The 16451-nt window shown below is 65.5% G+C and carries 12 protein-coding genes; 8 read left to right on the plus strand and 4 right to left on the minus strand.

Translation table 11 applies throughout. The features are described from left to right. The first annotated feature begins 143 nt into the window (after positions 1-143). The 7 genes from Pla175_RS20880 (at position 144) to Pla175_RS20910 (ending at position 10814) form a co-directional block, all read left to right on the plus strand. Positions 144-3827, plus strand: coding sequence for a PQQ-dependent sugar dehydrogenase (locus tag Pla175_RS20880; RefSeq protein ID WP_197527028.1), 3684 nt, complete (start codon positions 144-146; stop codon positions 3825-3827). Between the two features lie 69 nt (positions 3828-3896). Further along, complete coding sequence (locus Pla175_RS20885; RefSeq protein WP_231954001.1) at positions 3897-4862, plus strand: hypothetical protein; 966 nt, start codon at positions 3897-3899, stop codon at positions 4860-4862. 637 nt (positions 4863-5499) lie between these two features. Next, a complete protein-coding gene (locus Pla175_RS20890; protein WP_145290077.1) occupies positions 5500-7248 on the plus strand; it encodes a hypothetical protein in 1749 nt (582 codons plus the stop codon). Beyond that, positions 7245-7694, plus strand: coding sequence for a hypothetical protein (locus tag Pla175_RS20895; RefSeq protein WP_145290080.1), 450 nt, complete (start codon positions 7245-7247; stop codon positions 7692-7694). The genes Pla175_RS20890 and Pla175_RS20895 overlap by 4 nt, the downstream gene beginning before the upstream one ends. 670 nt (positions 7695-8364) lie before the next feature. Further along, positions 8365-9045 carry an ABC transporter ATP-binding protein gene (locus tag Pla175_RS20900; RefSeq protein WP_145290085.1) on the plus strand — a complete coding sequence of 227 codons (681 nt, stop codon included), beginning with the start codon at positions 8365-8367 and terminating at the stop codon, positions 9043-9045. After that, complete coding sequence (locus tag Pla175_RS20905; RefSeq protein ID WP_145290088.1) at positions 9042-10403, plus strand: ABC transporter permease; 1362 nt, start codon at positions 9042-9044, stop codon at positions 10401-10403. The genes Pla175_RS20900 and Pla175_RS20905 overlap by 4 nt, the downstream gene beginning before the upstream one ends. A gap of 138 nt (positions 10404-10541) precedes the next feature. After that, complete coding sequence (locus tag Pla175_RS20910) at positions 10542-10814, plus strand: (2Fe-2S)-binding protein (RefSeq protein WP_145290092.1); 273 nt, start codon at positions 10542-10544, stop codon at positions 10812-10814. A gap of 115 nt (positions 10815-10929) precedes the next feature. On the opposite strand, the gene trpC is transcribed toward Pla175_RS20910, so the two are convergent. After that, positions 10930-11721, minus strand: coding sequence for an indole-3-glycerol phosphate synthase TrpC (gene trpC / locus Pla175_RS20915; protein WP_145290095.1), 792 nt, complete (start codon positions 11719-11721; stop codon positions 10930-10932). Between the two features lie 179 nt (positions 11722-11900). Then, entirely contained in the window at positions 11901-13400 is a 1500-nt protein-coding gene (locus Pla175_RS20920; RefSeq protein WP_145290099.1) for a hypothetical protein, read from the minus strand. Between the two features lie 262 nt (positions 13401-13662). Between Pla175_RS20920 and Pla175_RS20925 the strand changes: the two genes are divergently transcribed. Beyond that, positions 13663-14151, plus strand: coding sequence for a DUF6960 family protein (locus tag Pla175_RS20925; protein ID WP_145290103.1), 489 nt, complete (start codon positions 13663-13665; stop codon positions 14149-14151). Positions 14152-14207: 56 nt separating this feature from the next. On the opposite strand, the gene Pla175_RS20930 is transcribed toward Pla175_RS20925, so the two are convergent. Together Pla175_RS20930 and Pla175_RS20935 are read right to left on the minus strand one after the other, a co-directional pair. After that, a complete protein-coding gene (locus Pla175_RS20930) occupies positions 14208-15071 on the minus strand; it encodes a M48 family metalloprotease (RefSeq protein WP_231954003.1) in 864 nt (287 codons plus the stop codon). 160 nt (positions 15072-15231) lie between these two features. Further along, entirely contained in the window at positions 15232-16344 is a 1113-nt protein-coding gene (locus Pla175_RS20935) for an aminopeptidase (RefSeq protein WP_145290106.1), read from the minus strand. Between the last annotated feature and the right edge of the window lie 107 nt (positions 16345-16451).

Here is a 16451-nt window from a genome sequence, read left to right on the forward strand (position 1 = left end):
GAAACGGATCAAAAACCATACACCTGCCGCCTTAGACGGCCAGACGCAGCATGCACCACCTTCGATCGTTGGCGGCAGCCCTGCTTTTACTGACAACGCTGGGGGCATTCGCCAGAAACCCAAATGTCGTGGACCTAGGGCCGGTGGCCCCCGGCGATAGCTCGCTAGCGGTGCGGGCCGTTCCGTGGGGGAGCGTTCCCGGCGACGTCCAGCAGATGGCCTACCAAGGGTCGGACCTCTACTTCGCCACGCGCGAGGGGCAGGTCTGGCGGTACGACCAGCAGGGCAACCGAGAGGCGACGGCGTTCCTGGACCTCAGCGCCGCGCTGGCCACGCGATTCAAGGCGGTCAACAACCCGCTCTCCGTCAGTGCCGGGCTGCGGGGGATCGCCTTCCACCCCGACTTCGCCGAGCCGGGGGCCGCGGGCTTTGGGAAACTCTTTACCGCACACGCAGAGAATTTTGGCTCCGCGACTCCGGACCACGCGCTCAATCCTGACTGGGACACCGACGGCACAAAGATCGACAGCGCCCTGGTGGAATGGTCCGTGGACCCACAAACGGGTCGGGTCAATCCGGATTCCGGCCGCGACGTGTACCGTGTGCAGTTCCCGTTCGGCCGTCACCCGGTCCAGCAAATTGCCTTCAATCCGGCCGCCAGGCCGGGAGACGCAGACTACGGCAACCTGTACCTCACCTACGGCGACGCCGGCTCCGCCAACAGCGACAACGTCGTAAACTTCAACCGTGTCCAGGGCACGGACACCCCCCTGGGGTCCATCGTCAGAATCAACCCGCTGCAGAGCGACGGCGAGCAATTCACCATCCCGTCGGACAACCCATTCGTGGGTTCCGGCGATGGCGCGTTGGACGAGATCTACGCTTACGGCTTCCGCCACCCGCAAACGCTCGGCTTCGACCCCCGCGACGGACGGCTGTTCGCGGCGGACATGGGCCAGAGCAACGTCGAGGAGGTCAACCTGATCGAGCCCGGCGCCAATTACGGCTACGGCACACGTGAAGGGGTCTACGTGTTCACCGACCAGGTCAAGGGGAGTACTGCCGTCGACGACAGCCTGCGGGAGGTCCTTCTGGATTCGTCCCAGACGCTCTTCGTCCAGACCGACGCCGACCCCACCGGCTCGAACCAAACGGTGCTGTCGCGTGTTGCGGACGGGTTCACCTACCCCGTCGCGCAGTTCGACCACAAGAACGGGGGCTCTGGGAATAATAAGATTGCAGCAGTTGTGGGGGGCTCGGTCTACCGCGGGACATTGGCGGAAGAGCTCTCCGGTCTGTACCTGTTCGGCGACATGGCGAGCGACGCGATCTACTACTCAGACGCAAGCACATTGACCAACGACCAAGACCCGGCCGCCGTATTCCGGCTGCCGCTTGAGAACGCCGCGGGGCAACCGAGGACGCTGGGCCAGATCGTGGGCGTGGGCGCCGGGGGGAGGGCAAATTTCCGCTTCGGTCAGGACGCCCACGGCGACGTCTTCGTAATCAGCAAGGCGAATGACACGATCTACCGCCTGGAAGGAACCCCAAGGCGGCCGGGTGACTACAACGGCGACGGCGCCGTCGATGCTGCCGACTACACCGTGTGGCGCGACGCGTCCGGCTCGCAGCGCGATCTCTGGGCCGATGGCAACCGCGACTTTGTGGTCGATGGTCTCGACTACCACGTCTGGAGGCAGAACTTCGGCGTCGGGCCCGCGGCGCACGGCGCCGCCGTGCCCGAGCCCGCGGCGGGCGTTCTGCTTGCGTGGGTCGCCATCGCTGCGGCTGTGTGGCGGCGCCGCGACTGCCTCCGATGGCGCCCGGCTTCCGCAGCGGCGCTTGGCTGTCTGTCGATGGCGCTGGGGAGCGCCGCCGCACACGGGGCAACGACGACCCTAGATGGCGGTCCGACCCTCTTCGACACGATTGTCATCGGGGACTTCGACGACGCAACGCGTCAGGGCTGGACCGAGGCCGCAAACGGGCACGCGGGTGGACTTAGTTCGGATGGTGTGCAGCTACGGAACAATGGCCCCACCAGCGGCGGCGACGCGCAGGTCTACCTCGACTTGGGCTTGTCAACGCTCCCCGGAGTTCCCACCCAGTTAACGGTCGGCAACCTTCCCGGCCAGTTCGACATCGTGCGGTTCGACCTGCGTTTCGACGCGCTTCCAGCGACGCTCGGCACGACCCACCGTGGTGACCAATTCTTGCTCGATGGGGGCCCTAACGCGCGTGCTGCGTTCTTCGTGAACGATGGCGCCGGAACGCAAGGCGGCCACTTGGCGCCCGAGCTCCCGACGGACGGCCTGTACCATACCTACACGATTCAACGCGTGCCGACCGATGTGGGTTGGGGAGAGACCTACGGCCGCGTTCGTATCGACCCCATCAACGATTCCAGCTCCAACGGCACGCGGTTCTCCCTAGACAATGTCAGGCTGGGCCGAAGCAACGCGGTTCAGCCCTTCCCAGAAATACCCCGGCCCGAGTTGATCAAGAACGGGGATTTCAACAGCGTTAGCAACTACGCGACCAACACCGTTGGTCACCAGACCAAGGACGTCCGGGTGGGTGGATCGTTCAACGACTTCGCTCCGTTTACCGGCAGCAATGCAGACATCGACCACTGGACCCACTTCTCGCGGAATGCCGAAGCGCTGGAAGCCGCGGTAGGGAATGTCGGCGTCGTGGACGGCGTCGGTGAACTTGACGGCACCTACTACCTCGACGCGGTGTGGCTGGTTGGGCCGGGAGATTACCTTTCGGATTCCGGCGGCGGCTACGACCATGGCCTCGTGCAGGAGATCCGTCTCGAATCCGGTTCGATTACCCCGAGGACAAACTACACCCTCACGGTAGACTTCACCGTGAAGCAGAACACGGGCCAGGGGCCCGGCGGTGGTCACGAGAACGCCGTCGTAGAGATAGGCCTGACCGACGGCGGCGGCGCCGCCGCCACGGACCGGGCCAGCGCCTTCGCGTGGGCCTCTTCACCAACGCTCGACAACAACCCCTCTCAGGTGACCTTGCAGGTGTCCGGAGCAGACCTGCTGGCCGCATCAGAGTTGAACGTACTCTTCTCGCACGTGAACACGACCCCGATCCCTGGTTTCCCTGGCAGCGTTGACCCGGCGGATGTTCGCCCCACGCCCCCCAACCTGGTCTCCTCCGTCGTTTTCAACAACGTGTCGCTGCGGCCAAATTCGATGACCGGCGACGTCAACCTAGACGGTCTGGTGAACCAGGCTGACCTCGACTTGGCTCAGTTGTATTTCGATGGCGATGGAGGCGAGCCGGCGATCGAACGGCAGAACACGCTCTTCAGCGCCGGCAACGGGGCCGCGGACGTGCTGGCGTCGCTCAACCTCACCCGTTTCGATTTGTCCGGCGACGACTTTTTCGACGCAGACGACCTCGCGATGCTCAGCAGCCTGGTGGTTCCTCTACCTGGCGATCTGAATGGCGACGGCGCCGTAGACGCGGCCGACTACACGGTGTGGCGCGACGCGTTTGGCGACGCGGGGGTCGGCTTGGCCGCGGATGCAAGCGGCAACGGCCTGGTAGACGCGGCCGACTACCAGATCTGGAACGACACCTTTGGCCAGACGCTAGCCGCGGTTGGGCAAACGCCAGACGGCACAGCCGTGCCAGAGCCCACCGCCGCGTGCGTGGTCGTGCTCGCGGGCTTGGCGGGCGGCGTCTGCACGCGATGGGTTCGCCGGTTGAACTCTCGCGTCAATGGAACTTGTGAATGCAACGTGCGCATGGGCGCACGCTTTACTATGGAAAGCACGCTGCAAGATGAGCGTCTGTTGGTGTAGGGTCGCCGGCAGGTTGGCGTCGCGGTTTCGGGTTCGGTAGTATCGAATAATCCCAAGCGGCAGACTCTCATGCAAAACGTAACAACTTTCTGCATTGCCCTGATGGTCGCCACCGCGGCGATCGCTGCGACGCCCGAGAAGGATGGGCCAGACCTGCTAGTGATCGACAACGGCGCCGTGAAGGTCGGGATCGACCGGACGATGGGTGCGGCAATCACTTGGCTGTCCTGGAAAGACTACCCACAGAACGCCGTCAATCTCCACGACCCAGGGCGGCTCGTCCAGCAGTCCTACTACGCAGGACGGCCCAGGGATCGGACCGACGAAGGTCAGAGCGAAGACTGGAGCCCCTGGCGATGGAACCCGATCCAGGGGGGCGGCGTTGGTTCCTGGGCGCGGGTGACGTGCTTCGAGAAGCTCGACCCCACCACGCTTTCAAGCGAAACGATCCCCAAGCTCTGGGACATGCCCTCGGAGGAAGCCGCCGCGGTCCTGATCCAGGCAACCAGCTTTGAACCCGGGATGCCTCATGTGCTCGTCGTCCGCAACCAAATCATTTGCCGCAGGAATGATGGAGATCCGTGGGGCCCCGCCATCAGAATCCCACAGGAGGTTCCAGCATGCTACTTCACGCGCGGTTTCGACAGCTTTGAGAGCTACCTTGGTGGGGGCCGATGGCGCCGCGAAAACGCGAGCCCCGGACCTCCTTGGGGAAAAGCCCGTCCTCCAAAGAAGGCGGTCGCTTGCTTCAACAAGAAGGGCCATGGGGTTGCGGTTTTTAGCCCGGGTTCGGACGGAACATGGAACTTCGGCCCCCACGGTCAGGCGCTGTCCGATGGCCCCCAGGACGGCCCCTGCGTTCACGTCGCCCCGATCTCCCGCGTGCTGCTAGGCCCCAAGTCTACTTACGCTTACCGCTACTGGCTCGTGGTCGGACGAAAGCCCCAGATCGCCGCTGCTCTCGACGACTTGGAGTCGAAGTACGCGGAAGAACGGGGGGTAGTCGCCAACCCGCATCCAATCTCGCCGAATTAGTGCTTTACGCAGCGACAAAGCAGCGGAGCCGGTCTCGGAAATGAGGTTCTAGACCGCACAGCAAGAGGGCATGCAGAAGCCTCGCCACGCCTAGCAGCCCGCGTTGCTGCCCTCCCGCTACTTCAGAATAGAACGCGAATTGGATCGCCTCGACGCTTCTGAGGTCCCCACGCCGCTGCATACCTGACTGATCGTGAAGTCGCTGGCGGCGGACCAGATTCCCGCTCTGGGGCCATCCTCGAGCCCGCGGCGGTGCAGCTCACCTCACTCGCGATCCCGAATGGGCAACTGAGCGATGTTGCACCATCCGCGGCAGTTGGCCGGCTCGGCCAGCTCGCAGCGGTGTCCAAACTCGGCAAAGACCTCCGCAGATAGTTCGAGGCGCCCAGCCGCCGACCAACTGCTGCCCTACGCGACCCTCGGTCTGGTAGGGGGGCCACTACGGCCTTACGCGGACGGACCTCGCCAAAGTGATAAGGGGTCGGCATACGAGTTTCGCTCCCAGCTTTCGGGCGCTGAGCTAGTCTTCATGGCGGCGGCTGTGCAAAGCCCATCGCTGCGCCGTCGGACGTAGCGATGGAAGCGGTTGTGCCGAGCGTGCGGCTGATCGGAGGCCTCGAGGGTGGGGGAATGTCGGTTGAAGTACGCCCTGACAGTCACTGGCGGACTGGCGGCCATAGCACTGGCGGCCCCCGGGATTGTGGTGTTGGGCTATGTGGCCTTGATCGTTCCCGGGCTCATTCTAACGGCTGCGCCCACGGCGTTTGTTTATCTCGCCGGTGCGGCGGTGATTCGTCGGCTGTCACCTACGAAATCTCCCACCGCATTTCTGCCGGCAGCATTGTGCGTAGCGTTGGTCCTGGGTTGGGCAGCTATGCAACCAGGCCGTCTCCGGGCGATCACGGCATACGAGTCCCAGTTGTTGCCGGATGTTCAGGCCGGGGCCCCTCTCGAGATCGACGGTCACGTCCGCATCGAGATGCCCCACCGCCGCGGCGAGCCGGAATGCGATTACCTGTGTCTGGCGTTACTCGACTGTCCGGGCGTCCGGAGCACGACCTTGGTCAGTTCCAATCGTGACAACCGCTTCGAGGAACCGTGCGTGGCAGGCTACGCTCTGGAACCAGCGGAGGCGGATCGCGAGCCCGGCCTGTTTCCGACCGGTCCGGGGCGCCTCGTCCGCGAACACCCGACGCTAGTGCGGAAGCACGCCGGACGCAACTTTTTCACAGCGATGAAGGCCGTCGAGGCGGATTGGGCGGTGCGGCTAAGCGACACGGAGCGTCTACGCACTGCGGAGCCGGTAAGTGCCGAGGCGGCGGATTGGGTCATTCGGTTTGAGGATCGCTCCAACGATCCCACGGCCCGCGTCCGCAGAGTCACAATCAGCGATGCGACTGGCGCGATCCGCTTCCGGAGGAGCTATGTCGAAACCGCGGCGCCAGCTCGGGTCTTCTACCTCGGGTTCGACGTTCAGTGGGGGGCGGGCATGATCTCCAACGCGTCGTTCCGTGTCGGCCGAGAGCGGCTCAGTTTGGGCGACCGATCGCTCCGACTCGAGCCGGCCTTGCTTGCCGCCCTCAGGCTTCCCATGCCACGTCAGGACGCCGGAGCGATCGACCTGCTGCGTCAACAGGTCCAACAAGCTATGGATGACCCGGATGCGACGCCGGTCCGGATCGACATGGCGCGGCGTTATCTGGGACTCTTCCTCTTCGATGCGAACGAGAGAGACCATCTGCTGATCGCACAGATCGTTTCCGACCACCGCGTACGTGACCTTGAAGAGCAACTGACGAACGTCTATTCCGAACGCCACACGCCAGTGACGATGCGTGACGCCTTCGCCAAACGGATCGTGATGGATCACTCTTCACCGAGTCTGCGGCGCTGGCTAGCAGAGCGGCTGGCGAGTCTGCCCGTCGGCGCGTTCGCCGAACCGACCGCCACGCACCTAGCGATCTGGGAAACCCCCGCGATTTATACGGAGGCCGCACCATTTATCGCGCGTGTGGCCGATCTTGGGCCGGCTCGGGCGGTGCCGGTCCTCGAGGCTGCACTCGAAACAGCGCTTCGGGTCCCGAGTTGGAGTGGGCGGCGGCGCTTGGTTGAGGGCGTTCGCTCAGGATTCGCTCGCCTCGGTCCCGGCGGCGCGCCCGCAGCGGCGTGGATCCAGGAGCTGTTCCTGCGGCGTCCGTCGCCGATCCTGAACAACGCCGGCGACGCGGACGATTGGCGGTTTGCGTTAGCGAGAATGGGCGTAGCAATCGATGACTTGCCGTTCTTCCCGAACCAGTCGGAACACGATGCAGACCAAATCCGCAGGCGGATCGCCGACAGGCTTCGGCGGCATGAGCAATTCGATCCCGAGGAGGGCGATAGATGATCGAAACACTGCTGGTTCAATCCGTGGGAGTCGGCTTTGTAATTGCCTTGATCGCCGGTATGTACAAAGCAAACGCGAGACGGTGGGGTCGCCTCGCTAGCGCCTACCGCGTGAGCGAGCAATTGCCGAGCTACTCCGAGTCGGCGATGCAAACCATCATTCTGGTGGGTGGCGATTTCGGCTGGAACTCCTACCGCGGCATCACTACGGTCGGGGTGGCTCCCGAAGGGCTATTATTGAAGCTGATGCCTCCGTTCTCAACTTTTCACCCCCCCTTACTGATCCCATATTCCGATCTAAGCATCGAACCGAAGCGGTGGTATCTGATCGGCAAGTCGCATCAGTGCACGCTGCGTCGGGTGGACGACGTACGCATCATTATCGACGACAAGGTGCTCGAGTGGATCAAGTCCGAAGCGACAAGCCTGGCGGTTGAGACGCGCTGACTCCGCTACGTCAGCGGACGGCTAGGCCGCTAGGTCACTCGTGGGACGGGCGAGGCTAATCACGTCGCCGAGCGACGCGACGGACGGCTTTCGCGGGTTGGACCATCTTCGGCAGATTCGCCGCGCTCGTGATCCGCTCCAGGTGCAGCTCACCTCAGCGGCTCTGAATGCTCGACAGCAACGGCGGCTACATCGCCCTGCACGCTTCTGTCCCCCGTAGGCGAAAACAACAGGAGACGCTCGTTCGCATCACGACGGCGCGAGCTCGGAACGCCTCCGCGCCTATGCGATAAGCTCGCGGCGGCCGCAGAATGCCCCATCAAAAGCAAGAGGGCCGTTGGGTTGCGGGAAACCCAACGGCCCTAGTGAGGGGATCGGAAATGCAAGAAGTTTGGAGAGTCCTGAGAGCGAAGTCCTTTTCATTCTGGAGTCGGAAGCTGTTGACCGTGCCGTGTCGTTCTTGACACGCCCTATTGCATCCGCGGCGCCAAACGGGCCGACAAATCTCGGATTTTGCCCGAACCCAACCGCACCCGGTGCGTAAAGCAAGGCGCTGCTTCGTGTTAGCCCCCGCGGGCCGATCACCGCCGGCCGGCGCCCCCCGGGTGCTAGCGGCCGACGGTTTGTAACCCTTTCCCCGCTGCTTGGAACAAACTACAAGCTGGGGACCATGCTGCTACTAGAAAACGTCCAGAAGTCGTACCGAGAGCCGAGCGGCGCGCCGCTCGCGATCCTCGACGTCCCCCATTTCGCCATCGCCGCGGGCGAGCAGGTGGTGGTCCGTGGCCGCAGCGGCTGCGGCAAGACCACCATGCTCAACTCGATCGCCGGGCTGACGACGATCGATTCGGGCAAGATCGAGATCCGCGGGCACAACGTCACCGCCATCCGCAACGAGGCGGTCCGCGACCGCTTCCGCGCCGAGAACATCGGCATCGTCTTCCAGACGTTCAACCTGCTGGCGCCCTTTACCGCGCTAGAGAACGTGATGCTGGGGATGACCTTCGCCAGCGGACGGGCCGACGCCGCCCGCGCCCGCGGCCTGCTGGAGCGCGTCGGGCTGGGCCACCGCCTGCACCACAAGCCGTCGGCCCTGTCGGTGGGAGAGCAGCAACGCGTGGCCGTGGCCCGGGCGCTCGCCAACCGCCCGGTGCTGCTGCTGGCCGACGAGCCGACCGCCAACATCGACCCCGCCCACCAGCAGCAGATCATCGACCTGCTGCGTGCTAGCTGCTCCGAGGAGAACATCGCCATGCTGCTGGTGACCCATTCCGACGAGGTGTCGGACCAGTTCGACCGCGTTGAGCAACTGGAGAAGATCAATCGGGTCGGCCAGGGGGCGGCGGTATGAGTTACTGGAAGATTGCTTGGCGGAATATGCTTGAGCGCGGGCTGGCGTCTGCGCTCACCGCGTTTTCCATGGCGCTGGGCGTGGCGGCGGTCATCTGCGTGCTGGTGGTCCACTCGGCCGCGGTCGACCAGTTCTCCCAGGACGCCCAGGGCTACCACCTGATCGTCGGGGGCAAGGGGGGCGCCACGCAGCTCGTGCTGAGCACGGTGTACCACCTCGACAAGCCGCTGTACCCCATCCCCTACGGCTACTACCGCCAATTCGTCGACGGCCGGTTCGCCAAGATCACCGAGACAGCCATCCCCTACTGCCTGGGAGACAGCTTCTACCCCAACCCGGAACGCGCCTCGGACGCCCAGTTCCGCGTGGTCGCCACCACGAGCGACCTGTTCGACAAGCTGGCCTACGGCGCCACCTCCGACGGCACCCCCAAACGGTACACCTTTGCTTCGGGGCGCAACTTCCGCACGGACCACGCCTACGAGTCGGTGCTGGGCTCGGTGGTCGCCGCCCAGAGCGGGCTGAAGGTCGGGGACACGATCAACCCGACCCACGACATCGACGGCGGCGACTTCCACGACCCCTTCACGATCGTCGGCATCTTGGCCCCGACGGGCACCGCGAACGATCGCGCAGTGTTTGTGAATGTCGAGGGGTTCTACCTGCAGAGCGGGCACTCGCTGTCGGCAGACATGGTCTCGGAAAGCGGGGCGACCCCCGAGCCGCTGGTTGACGACCCCAAGGGGATCCTCCCCCCTGCCGAGCTCTACGACAGCAAGGAAGAGCTCATCGAGCCGCTGCCGGTGAACCGCCGCGAGGTGACTTCGATCCTCGTCAAATGCACCAGCGACCTGGCGCCCAACCTGCTGCTCACGCAGATCAATAAAGACAACGAGAGCGTCGCCCAGGCCGTGGCGCCGATCGGGGTGGTGTCCGCGCTGCTTGAGAAGGTGGTCACACCGCTGCAGGTGGTGCTGCTGGCGCTTACGGTGCTGGTGGTGTTGGTGGCCGCCATCGGGGTGCTGGTGAGCATCTACAACTCGATGAGCGAACGCTCGCACGACATCGCGGTGCTGCGGGCGTTGGGCGCCAGCCGCACCGCGGTGGTGATGATTATCTTGTTCGAGGCGATCCTGATCGCGCTGGTCGGGGGCGCCGCCGGGGTGCTGATGGGGCACGGGCTAATCGCGGCGGTCTCGCCGATGGTGGTGGCGCGGACCGGGGTGTCGCTGGGGCTGTTCCAGTTCAGCCCGCTAGAGGCGATGCTGGTGCCAGGGCTGGTGCTGCTGGCCGTAGCGGCGGGCATCATCCCCGCCCTAGCGGCCTACCGAACGGACGTCGCCAAGGCGCTGAAGTAGTCCCCGATCGCTCCGTAGCCGACGGGCTCCGCCCCGTCGGGGCGTCGCGGGAGGGCGGCTGGCTTTTGATACACCCCGACGGGGCGGAGCCCGTCGGCTAGTTCGCTTGTTTATTGTTCGTCTCTTGGACACCGCGCCATGCAGCCAGACGAAGACCTCTGCCTCTGCTTCCACGTCACGCGACGCAAGGTAGAGAACTACCTGCGGATCGAGCGGCCCGCGGCGCCCTCGCTGCTGTCGGAGTGCGGCGGCGCCGGCACCGGATGCGGCTGGTGCCGCCCCTTCTTGAAGCGGCTCTTCGAGGCGGCACGCAAGAACGAAGCGGACGCCCCCCTCCCCTCCTCCGATCAGTACGCCGCCTCGCGTGGCTCGTACATCCAAGCCGGCAAGGGGAAGCCGCCCGTGGCGTAGGCCGGGGCGGCGGACTTGCGAAACGCGCCGGGGGCGAGGACGCCCCGGCTCGCACTCGTTTTTTTTTTTCGAGCCGGGGCGTCCTCGCCCCCGGCGCGGCTGAACACAACCCCGCCTATAAGCCCGGCCGCCCTAGCAGGCGATCGACCGCGGCGCCGATATCGTCCTCGCGCATCAGCGACTCGCCGACCAAGATCGCGTTCACGCCTGCCTGCTCCAGCCGCGTCACGTCGGCGTGCGTGCGGACGCCGCTCTCGGCCACCAGCACGCAATCGGCCGGGATCCGTTCCCGCAAGCGGATGGTGTGGTCGAGGTCGACCTCAAACGTGCGCAGGTCGCGGTTGTTCACCCCCACCAAGCGGGCGCCGCACGCCAGCACGGCGGAAAGCCGCTCGGCGTCGTACAGCTCTACCAGCGGCGTCAGCCCGAGGTCGATCGCCTCGTCGAACAGCCGCTTGAGCTCCTTGTTCGATAGGCACTCCGCGATCAACAGCACCGCGTCGGCGCCGGCCACCCGGGCCTCGACCAACTGATAGCTGTCGAGGATGAAGTCCTTGCGGAGCACGGGGATCTCAACCGCCTCGCGCGCCAGCCGCAGGTTCTCCAGGCTGCCGGCAAAGAACTGCTCGTCCGTCAACACGCTCAGGCAGGTTGCGCCGTGCTGTGCGTAGGTCGACGCGATCGTTGCGGGGTCGAAGTCTTCACGGATCAGCCCGGCCGAGGGGCTCGCCTTCTTGATCTCGGCGATCAGCTTGATGGGGCCGTCGGCGGCCAGGGCGTCGAAGAAGTCGCGGGCCGCGGGCAGGTTGTCGAGGGCCCCGCGCAGGTCCCCCTCGGGGTTCTCGGCCTTGGCCTGCTGGATCTCGACGCGCTTGGCGGCGACGATCTTATCGAGGATAGATTCCATGCTATGCCGCGGCCCGGAGGGGGGTCTGTTCCGCCCAGCGTTGTACGGCTGTGGGGCGGGCGCGGTCAACGCCCCCAGGAGCGACAGCAAGCCGCAATCACCTAGCCCGAATGACCGAACCGCGCAGGCGATCGGCTGCGCGGTTTGGTCATGCGGGCGTGGTCATTGGCTATTCTGTACTAACCCGCGGCCAGGCCGCGGTCGGTGGCGGCCTGCTCGCGCCCGTAAACCGCCAGGGTGGTCTCGAACGTCGCCTTCGGGACCCGCCACTCGGGGCGGTCGTCCGTGTAGTTGCCGCAGTGGGTCGAGATCAGCCGGTACAAGAACTTGAACAAGTGGCGGGGGGTCCGCAGCGAGCGGAACGCCTCGGTCAGCCGCTCGTCGGAGATGTCGTCGGCGAACAGCGAGCGGACCGTCGGGTGCTGCCCCTCGGCGGCGCACGCGGCCAGGCGGGCGTTGGTCAGGTCGATGAGCGCTTCCCCCGTCCAGTCGAGCGACGGCACCATGTTCTGCTTGTCGAGCCGGGCGCGTTGGTGGAAGTCGCGGTCTTCGCGCTGCACGTTCTCAAACAGCTCTGCCGGCAGCAGCAGCTTGACGCCGAGCCCGGGCTGCTTGAGGAACTTGTTGTCCAGCAGCGACCACACGAAATCGCGCATCAGCTTGCCGGAGCCCTTCACCAGGTGGGGCTCGTCGACCCGGTCCACCAGCACCAACATGCCGGTCGACCCCAGCGAGCGTAGCAGCCCCTGCAGCTTGGCCAGCAGCTCGTAGCGGTCGTCGGTGCGTTGCTTGGTGGGGAGCGGCTGGTTCTCGAGGTCGCTGGCGGGGAGCGAGCTGAGCAGCACGCTCAGCGACGGGCGGTCGCGACGCAGCACACGCACGCGGCTGGCGATCCGCGACGCGTCGAGCCGCCGGCTCCAGGTCTTCCACAGCCAAGGGAGCCAGCCCGCTAGCACGACCAGGTAGGGCCAGATCCACCGCAGCCATTCCCAGTGCCCCGTGCCGGCCACCACGCCGGCAACGGCCGCCGTCACCAGCACGCCGACCGAGAACCAGCCCCAGCTACGCCAGGTGGGGAACCGCAGCACGCGCCGCAGCCTGCGCCAACGCGACGTAAAGGGCTCGGCGGTAGAGTCGTCGTAGCAGGCGGCCAGCAGCAGCAGGTCGCGTTTCTGGGCGGTGTCGAGCCGCGCGGCCGCAGACACGTTGCCGATGCCGTTCACCCGCGTGCCGCGTTGCTTGTTCGATCCGAGCACGTGGTCTACCAGGTCGGTGACCGCGAGCGCCAGGATAGCGTCCATGTGGTCCCACAGCTTCCACTCGGCCAGCACCTTGGCCGGCTCCTTGCGCTTGCGCGCCGGCAACCGGTCGGCGAAGCGGTCGAGGAACGGGTTGAAGTCGTCGTACTGCACCACCCACACCCGCTCGTTGGGCGCGGCCTGGTTGTGCTCCTCAATCCGGCCCAGCATCTGGATCCGCATCGCGGTTTTGCCGGCGCCCTTCTCGCCGAACACCAGCGACGTGGCCGGGTCGGACGGGTCGCCGAACACCTTGTCCCAAGCCGGGTGGTAGATCGACTCGCGGCACCGCTTCTTAAAAACGGGGTCGTTCTGCGCGTCTTCCTCGGCGAACGGGTTGGCCGCGATGCCGTGGTGCTGGAGGAATTGTTCAGACCGCATGGCAGGGTCGCTCGGGCAAAAGGTCGGAAGTACGGAGCAAAACTCAAACAGCAAGATCCAATAGCCAGTAGCCGACGGGCTCCGCCCCGCCGCCGCGCTTCTGCAGAGCAGCCCGCATCGAATCGCGCCGGCGGGGCGGAGCCCGTCGGTTATTTTTTCCTTGGGAGTCTAGCACGCTGGCGGGGGCGACACGTTCGCCGGGATGGGGCGCCGCGCAGTATAATCCCCCTAGCCGCTCCCGTGCGTACAACCGGTCCCCGCGATGAACGAACAAGCCCAACTCCCCGACCTGAAGATCGTCCCCCGCTACGGCTATTTCCCCCGCTGGCCCCAGGACGGCGACGCGTGGCTCCACCCCGAGGACGTCGAAGCGGCGCGGTCGCTGCTACCCAGCAACCGTGTTTGGCGGCACGAGGCCCGCGAGGGGCGGTACATGGTGTTGCGCTACGGCGCAACCCGGTTGCGCGTGCTTCCCGCCCTCTGGATCGAGACGCCGCACGAAGGCTTCGACGTGGGCGACCAGGTCGAAGTCAAGCCGCGGGGCGGGCAGAACGACCCCGTAACCGGCTACATCCGCGAGGCCCGCATCAACGAAGCCACGTACGAACGCTACTACCAAATCGATCAAGCCGGCACGCCCCTGCCGGCACGGCTGAAGGCCGTCGACATGAAGCACGTCGACGAACCCGCGCCGCGAGAGGAAACGCGGATCGAACCCCCAGACTCGGTAGATCTGTCGGACTTGCTCTAGCGCTGGGCGAGCGCGTCTGCCCAGGGACTGCTCCCGAGCAACCTTCTGCCACGGACTCAGGGTTTCAGCCCCTTTGGCACCCCCTGCGGGAACTCCTCCGCGATCACCCCTTGGATGTACGCCACACGGTTGGCCGGCTTCGGGTGGGTGCTCATCATCTCGGGGGGGCCGCCGCTTCCGGACGCCTCTTCCAGCACCTTCATGACGCCGATCATGGCGCGCGGGTCGTAGCCCGCCAGCTCGCACAAGCGGACCCCCCACTTGTCGCTCTCTAGCTCGTCGTCGCGGCCGTACTTCATGCTCACCATCTGGGCGATCATCTGGCTCATGCGTTGTGCGTTGACATCGCCGCCGGCCACGCCGCCGGCCGCCGCCAGGCCGCTGAAGAGCTGCTGCTTGGCCATCCGCTTGTTGCCGTGGCGGGCGATCACGTGCCCCACCTCGTGCCCCAGCACGCCGGCGAGCTGCCCCTCGGTTTCTAGCGCGTCAAACAACGCCTGCGTGATGAACACCTGCCCGCCGGGCAGCGCGAACGCGTTCACGGTCTTGGGGTCGGCCAGCAGCGTGAACTCGAACCGGTAGGGGTTCTCGCCACCGGGGTGGTGCTCGGCGATCCACTGGTCCACCGCGCCCAGCAGCTCCTGGCCGATGCCGGAGACCATGCGCTGGGCGGCCGCGTCGCGTGTGGGGCCGCCGTGCATCTGCACCAACTCTGGCTTGGCCTGCAGGCCCATCTGCACTTCCTGCTGCTCGTCGTGCATGGCGACGCGTTCTTCTTCTCCGGTGATGCGGTTCTCGTCCCCCGGCTGGCCGTAGTAGGAGATGAGCGCGAAGGCCGCGATCGCAAGCGCAATCAACAGCCGCACCTTGAACCCCGACATGCCGCCGCCGCTGGCCCGCTGCCGGCCAACGCCAAACATCGGCCGCGACCCACCGGAAGACGAAGCAGGAAACCGAAGCAAACCCATAGCTAGACTCCCAAGTGCCAAGCCGCGAACTGTCACGCCAAATTCTAACCACGAAGGGCGCCGAGTAACACGAAGGATAACCGTGTCGTCCTTCGTGGTTAACCTGCTTGCGTCAGAGCCCCTCGTTCAGCCCCTGCAGGTCTTTCGGCACGAACCGGCCGTCTTTCCGCAGCAGCTCGCCGTCGAACCAGATCTCGCCGCCGCCGTAGTCGGGGCGTTGGATCAACACCAGGTCCCAGTGCACCACGCTGTCGTTGCCGTTGTCGGCGATGTCGTAGGCGTTGCCGGGCGTCAGGTGGAAGCTGCCGCCGATCTTCTCGTCGAACAACGTGTCGAGCATCGGGTGGCGGACGCGGTTGTTGGTGCCCATCGACCACTCGCCGATGTAGCGGGCGCCCGCGTCGGAGTCGAGGATCTGGTTGATCCGCGTCGTGTCGCTGGAGGTCGCGTTGACGATCTTGCCGTCCTTGAACTCGAACATGATGTCGCTGAACACGGTCCCCTGATACCGGCTCTGCGTGTTGAAACGGATCACGCCGTTCACGCTGTCGCGCACGGGCGCGGTAAACACCTCGCCGTCCGGGATGTTGCGTTCGCCGTTGCAGGGGATCACGGGGATCCCCTTGATAGAGAACTCCAGCTCCGTGCCGGGGGCGACGATCCTCACGCGGTCCGCCGCCTCCATACGGGCGACCAGCGGCTTTTGCGCCTCGCCCATCGCGGCGTAGTCGGCGGTGCAGACGTCGAAGTAGAAGTCCTCGAACGCCGCGGTGCTCATGTTGGCCGCTTGGGCGAACGAGTCGGTCGGGTACCGCAGCACCACCCACTTGGTCTTGGGGACACGCACCTCGCTGTGCACGGCGTGCCACCAGTGCTTCTGGTACAGGTCCATCCGCTCGGCGGGAACGTCCGAAAGCTGGCTGGCGTTGGCCGCGCCGCGCACCCCGATGTAGGCGTCCATCTTGGCCATCCGCGCGCGTTCGAACTCGCCGGCCAGCAGCATCCCTTCCTTGGTCGCGTTGCGGTACAGGCTCCTCAGCACGGCCTGTTGCTTGCACGTGACCAGCGGCACGCCGCCGCGTGCGGCGGCGCCTTCGACCAGCGCGCAGACCAGCGCGGGGTCGGGCAGGTCGATCGCCTCGATCAGGATGTTCTCGCCCGGCTTCAGCCGGCAGCTATGGTCGAGCAGTACGCCGGCTAACCGGTCAATGCGGGGGTCGTTCATAAGAAGGTGTTAGGATTTAGGTGTTAGCCATTGGTTTCGAGCGGTCAGCGGTCAGCTTTCAGCAATCAGTTCATTGGAAAGGCCGACCGCCGACCGCTGACCGCTCG

This window comes from Pirellulimonas nuda (assembly GCF_007750855.1).
In the GTDB taxonomy this organism is placed as follows: Bacteria; Planctomycetota; Planctomycetia; order Pirellulales; family Lacipirellulaceae; genus Pirellulimonas; species Pirellulimonas nuda.

Coding starts and splice junctions, on each gene's coding strand:
- Pla175_RS20885 (WP_231954001.1), top strand. CDS start 3,897: ATGCAAAACGTAACAACTTTCTGCATTGCCCTGATGGTCGCCACCGCG.
- Pla175_RS20895 (WP_145290080.1), top strand. CDS start 7,245: ATGATCGAAACACTGCTGGTTCAATCCGTGGGAGTCGGCTTTGTAATT.
- Pla175_RS20900 (WP_145290085.1), top strand. CDS start 8,365: ATGCTGCTACTAGAAAACGTCCAGAAGTCGTACCGAGAGCCGAGCGGC.
- Pla175_RS20905 (WP_145290088.1), top strand. CDS start 9,042: ATGAGTTACTGGAAGATTGCTTGGCGGAATATGCTTGAGCGCGGGCTG.
- Pla175_RS20910 (WP_145290092.1), top strand. CDS start 10,542: ATGCAGCCAGACGAAGACCTCTGCCTCTGCTTCCACGTCACGCGACGC.
- trpC (WP_145290095.1), bottom strand. CDS start 11,721: ATGGAATCTATCCTCGATAAGATCGTCGCCGCCAAGCGCGTCGAGATC.
- Pla175_RS20920 (WP_145290099.1), bottom strand. CDS start 13,400: ATGCGGTCTGAACAATTCCTCCAGCACCACGGCATCGCGGCCAACCCG.
- Pla175_RS20925 (WP_145290103.1), top strand. CDS start 13,663: ATGAACGAACAAGCCCAACTCCCCGACCTGAAGATCGTCCCCCGCTAC.
- Pla175_RS20930 (WP_231954003.1), bottom strand. CDS start 15,071: ATGTTTGGCGTTGGCCGGCAGCGGGCCAGCGGCGGCGGCATGTCGGGG.
- Pla175_RS20935 (WP_145290106.1), bottom strand. CDS start 16,344: ATGAACGACCCCCGCATTGACCGGTTAGCCGGCGTACTGCTCGACCAT.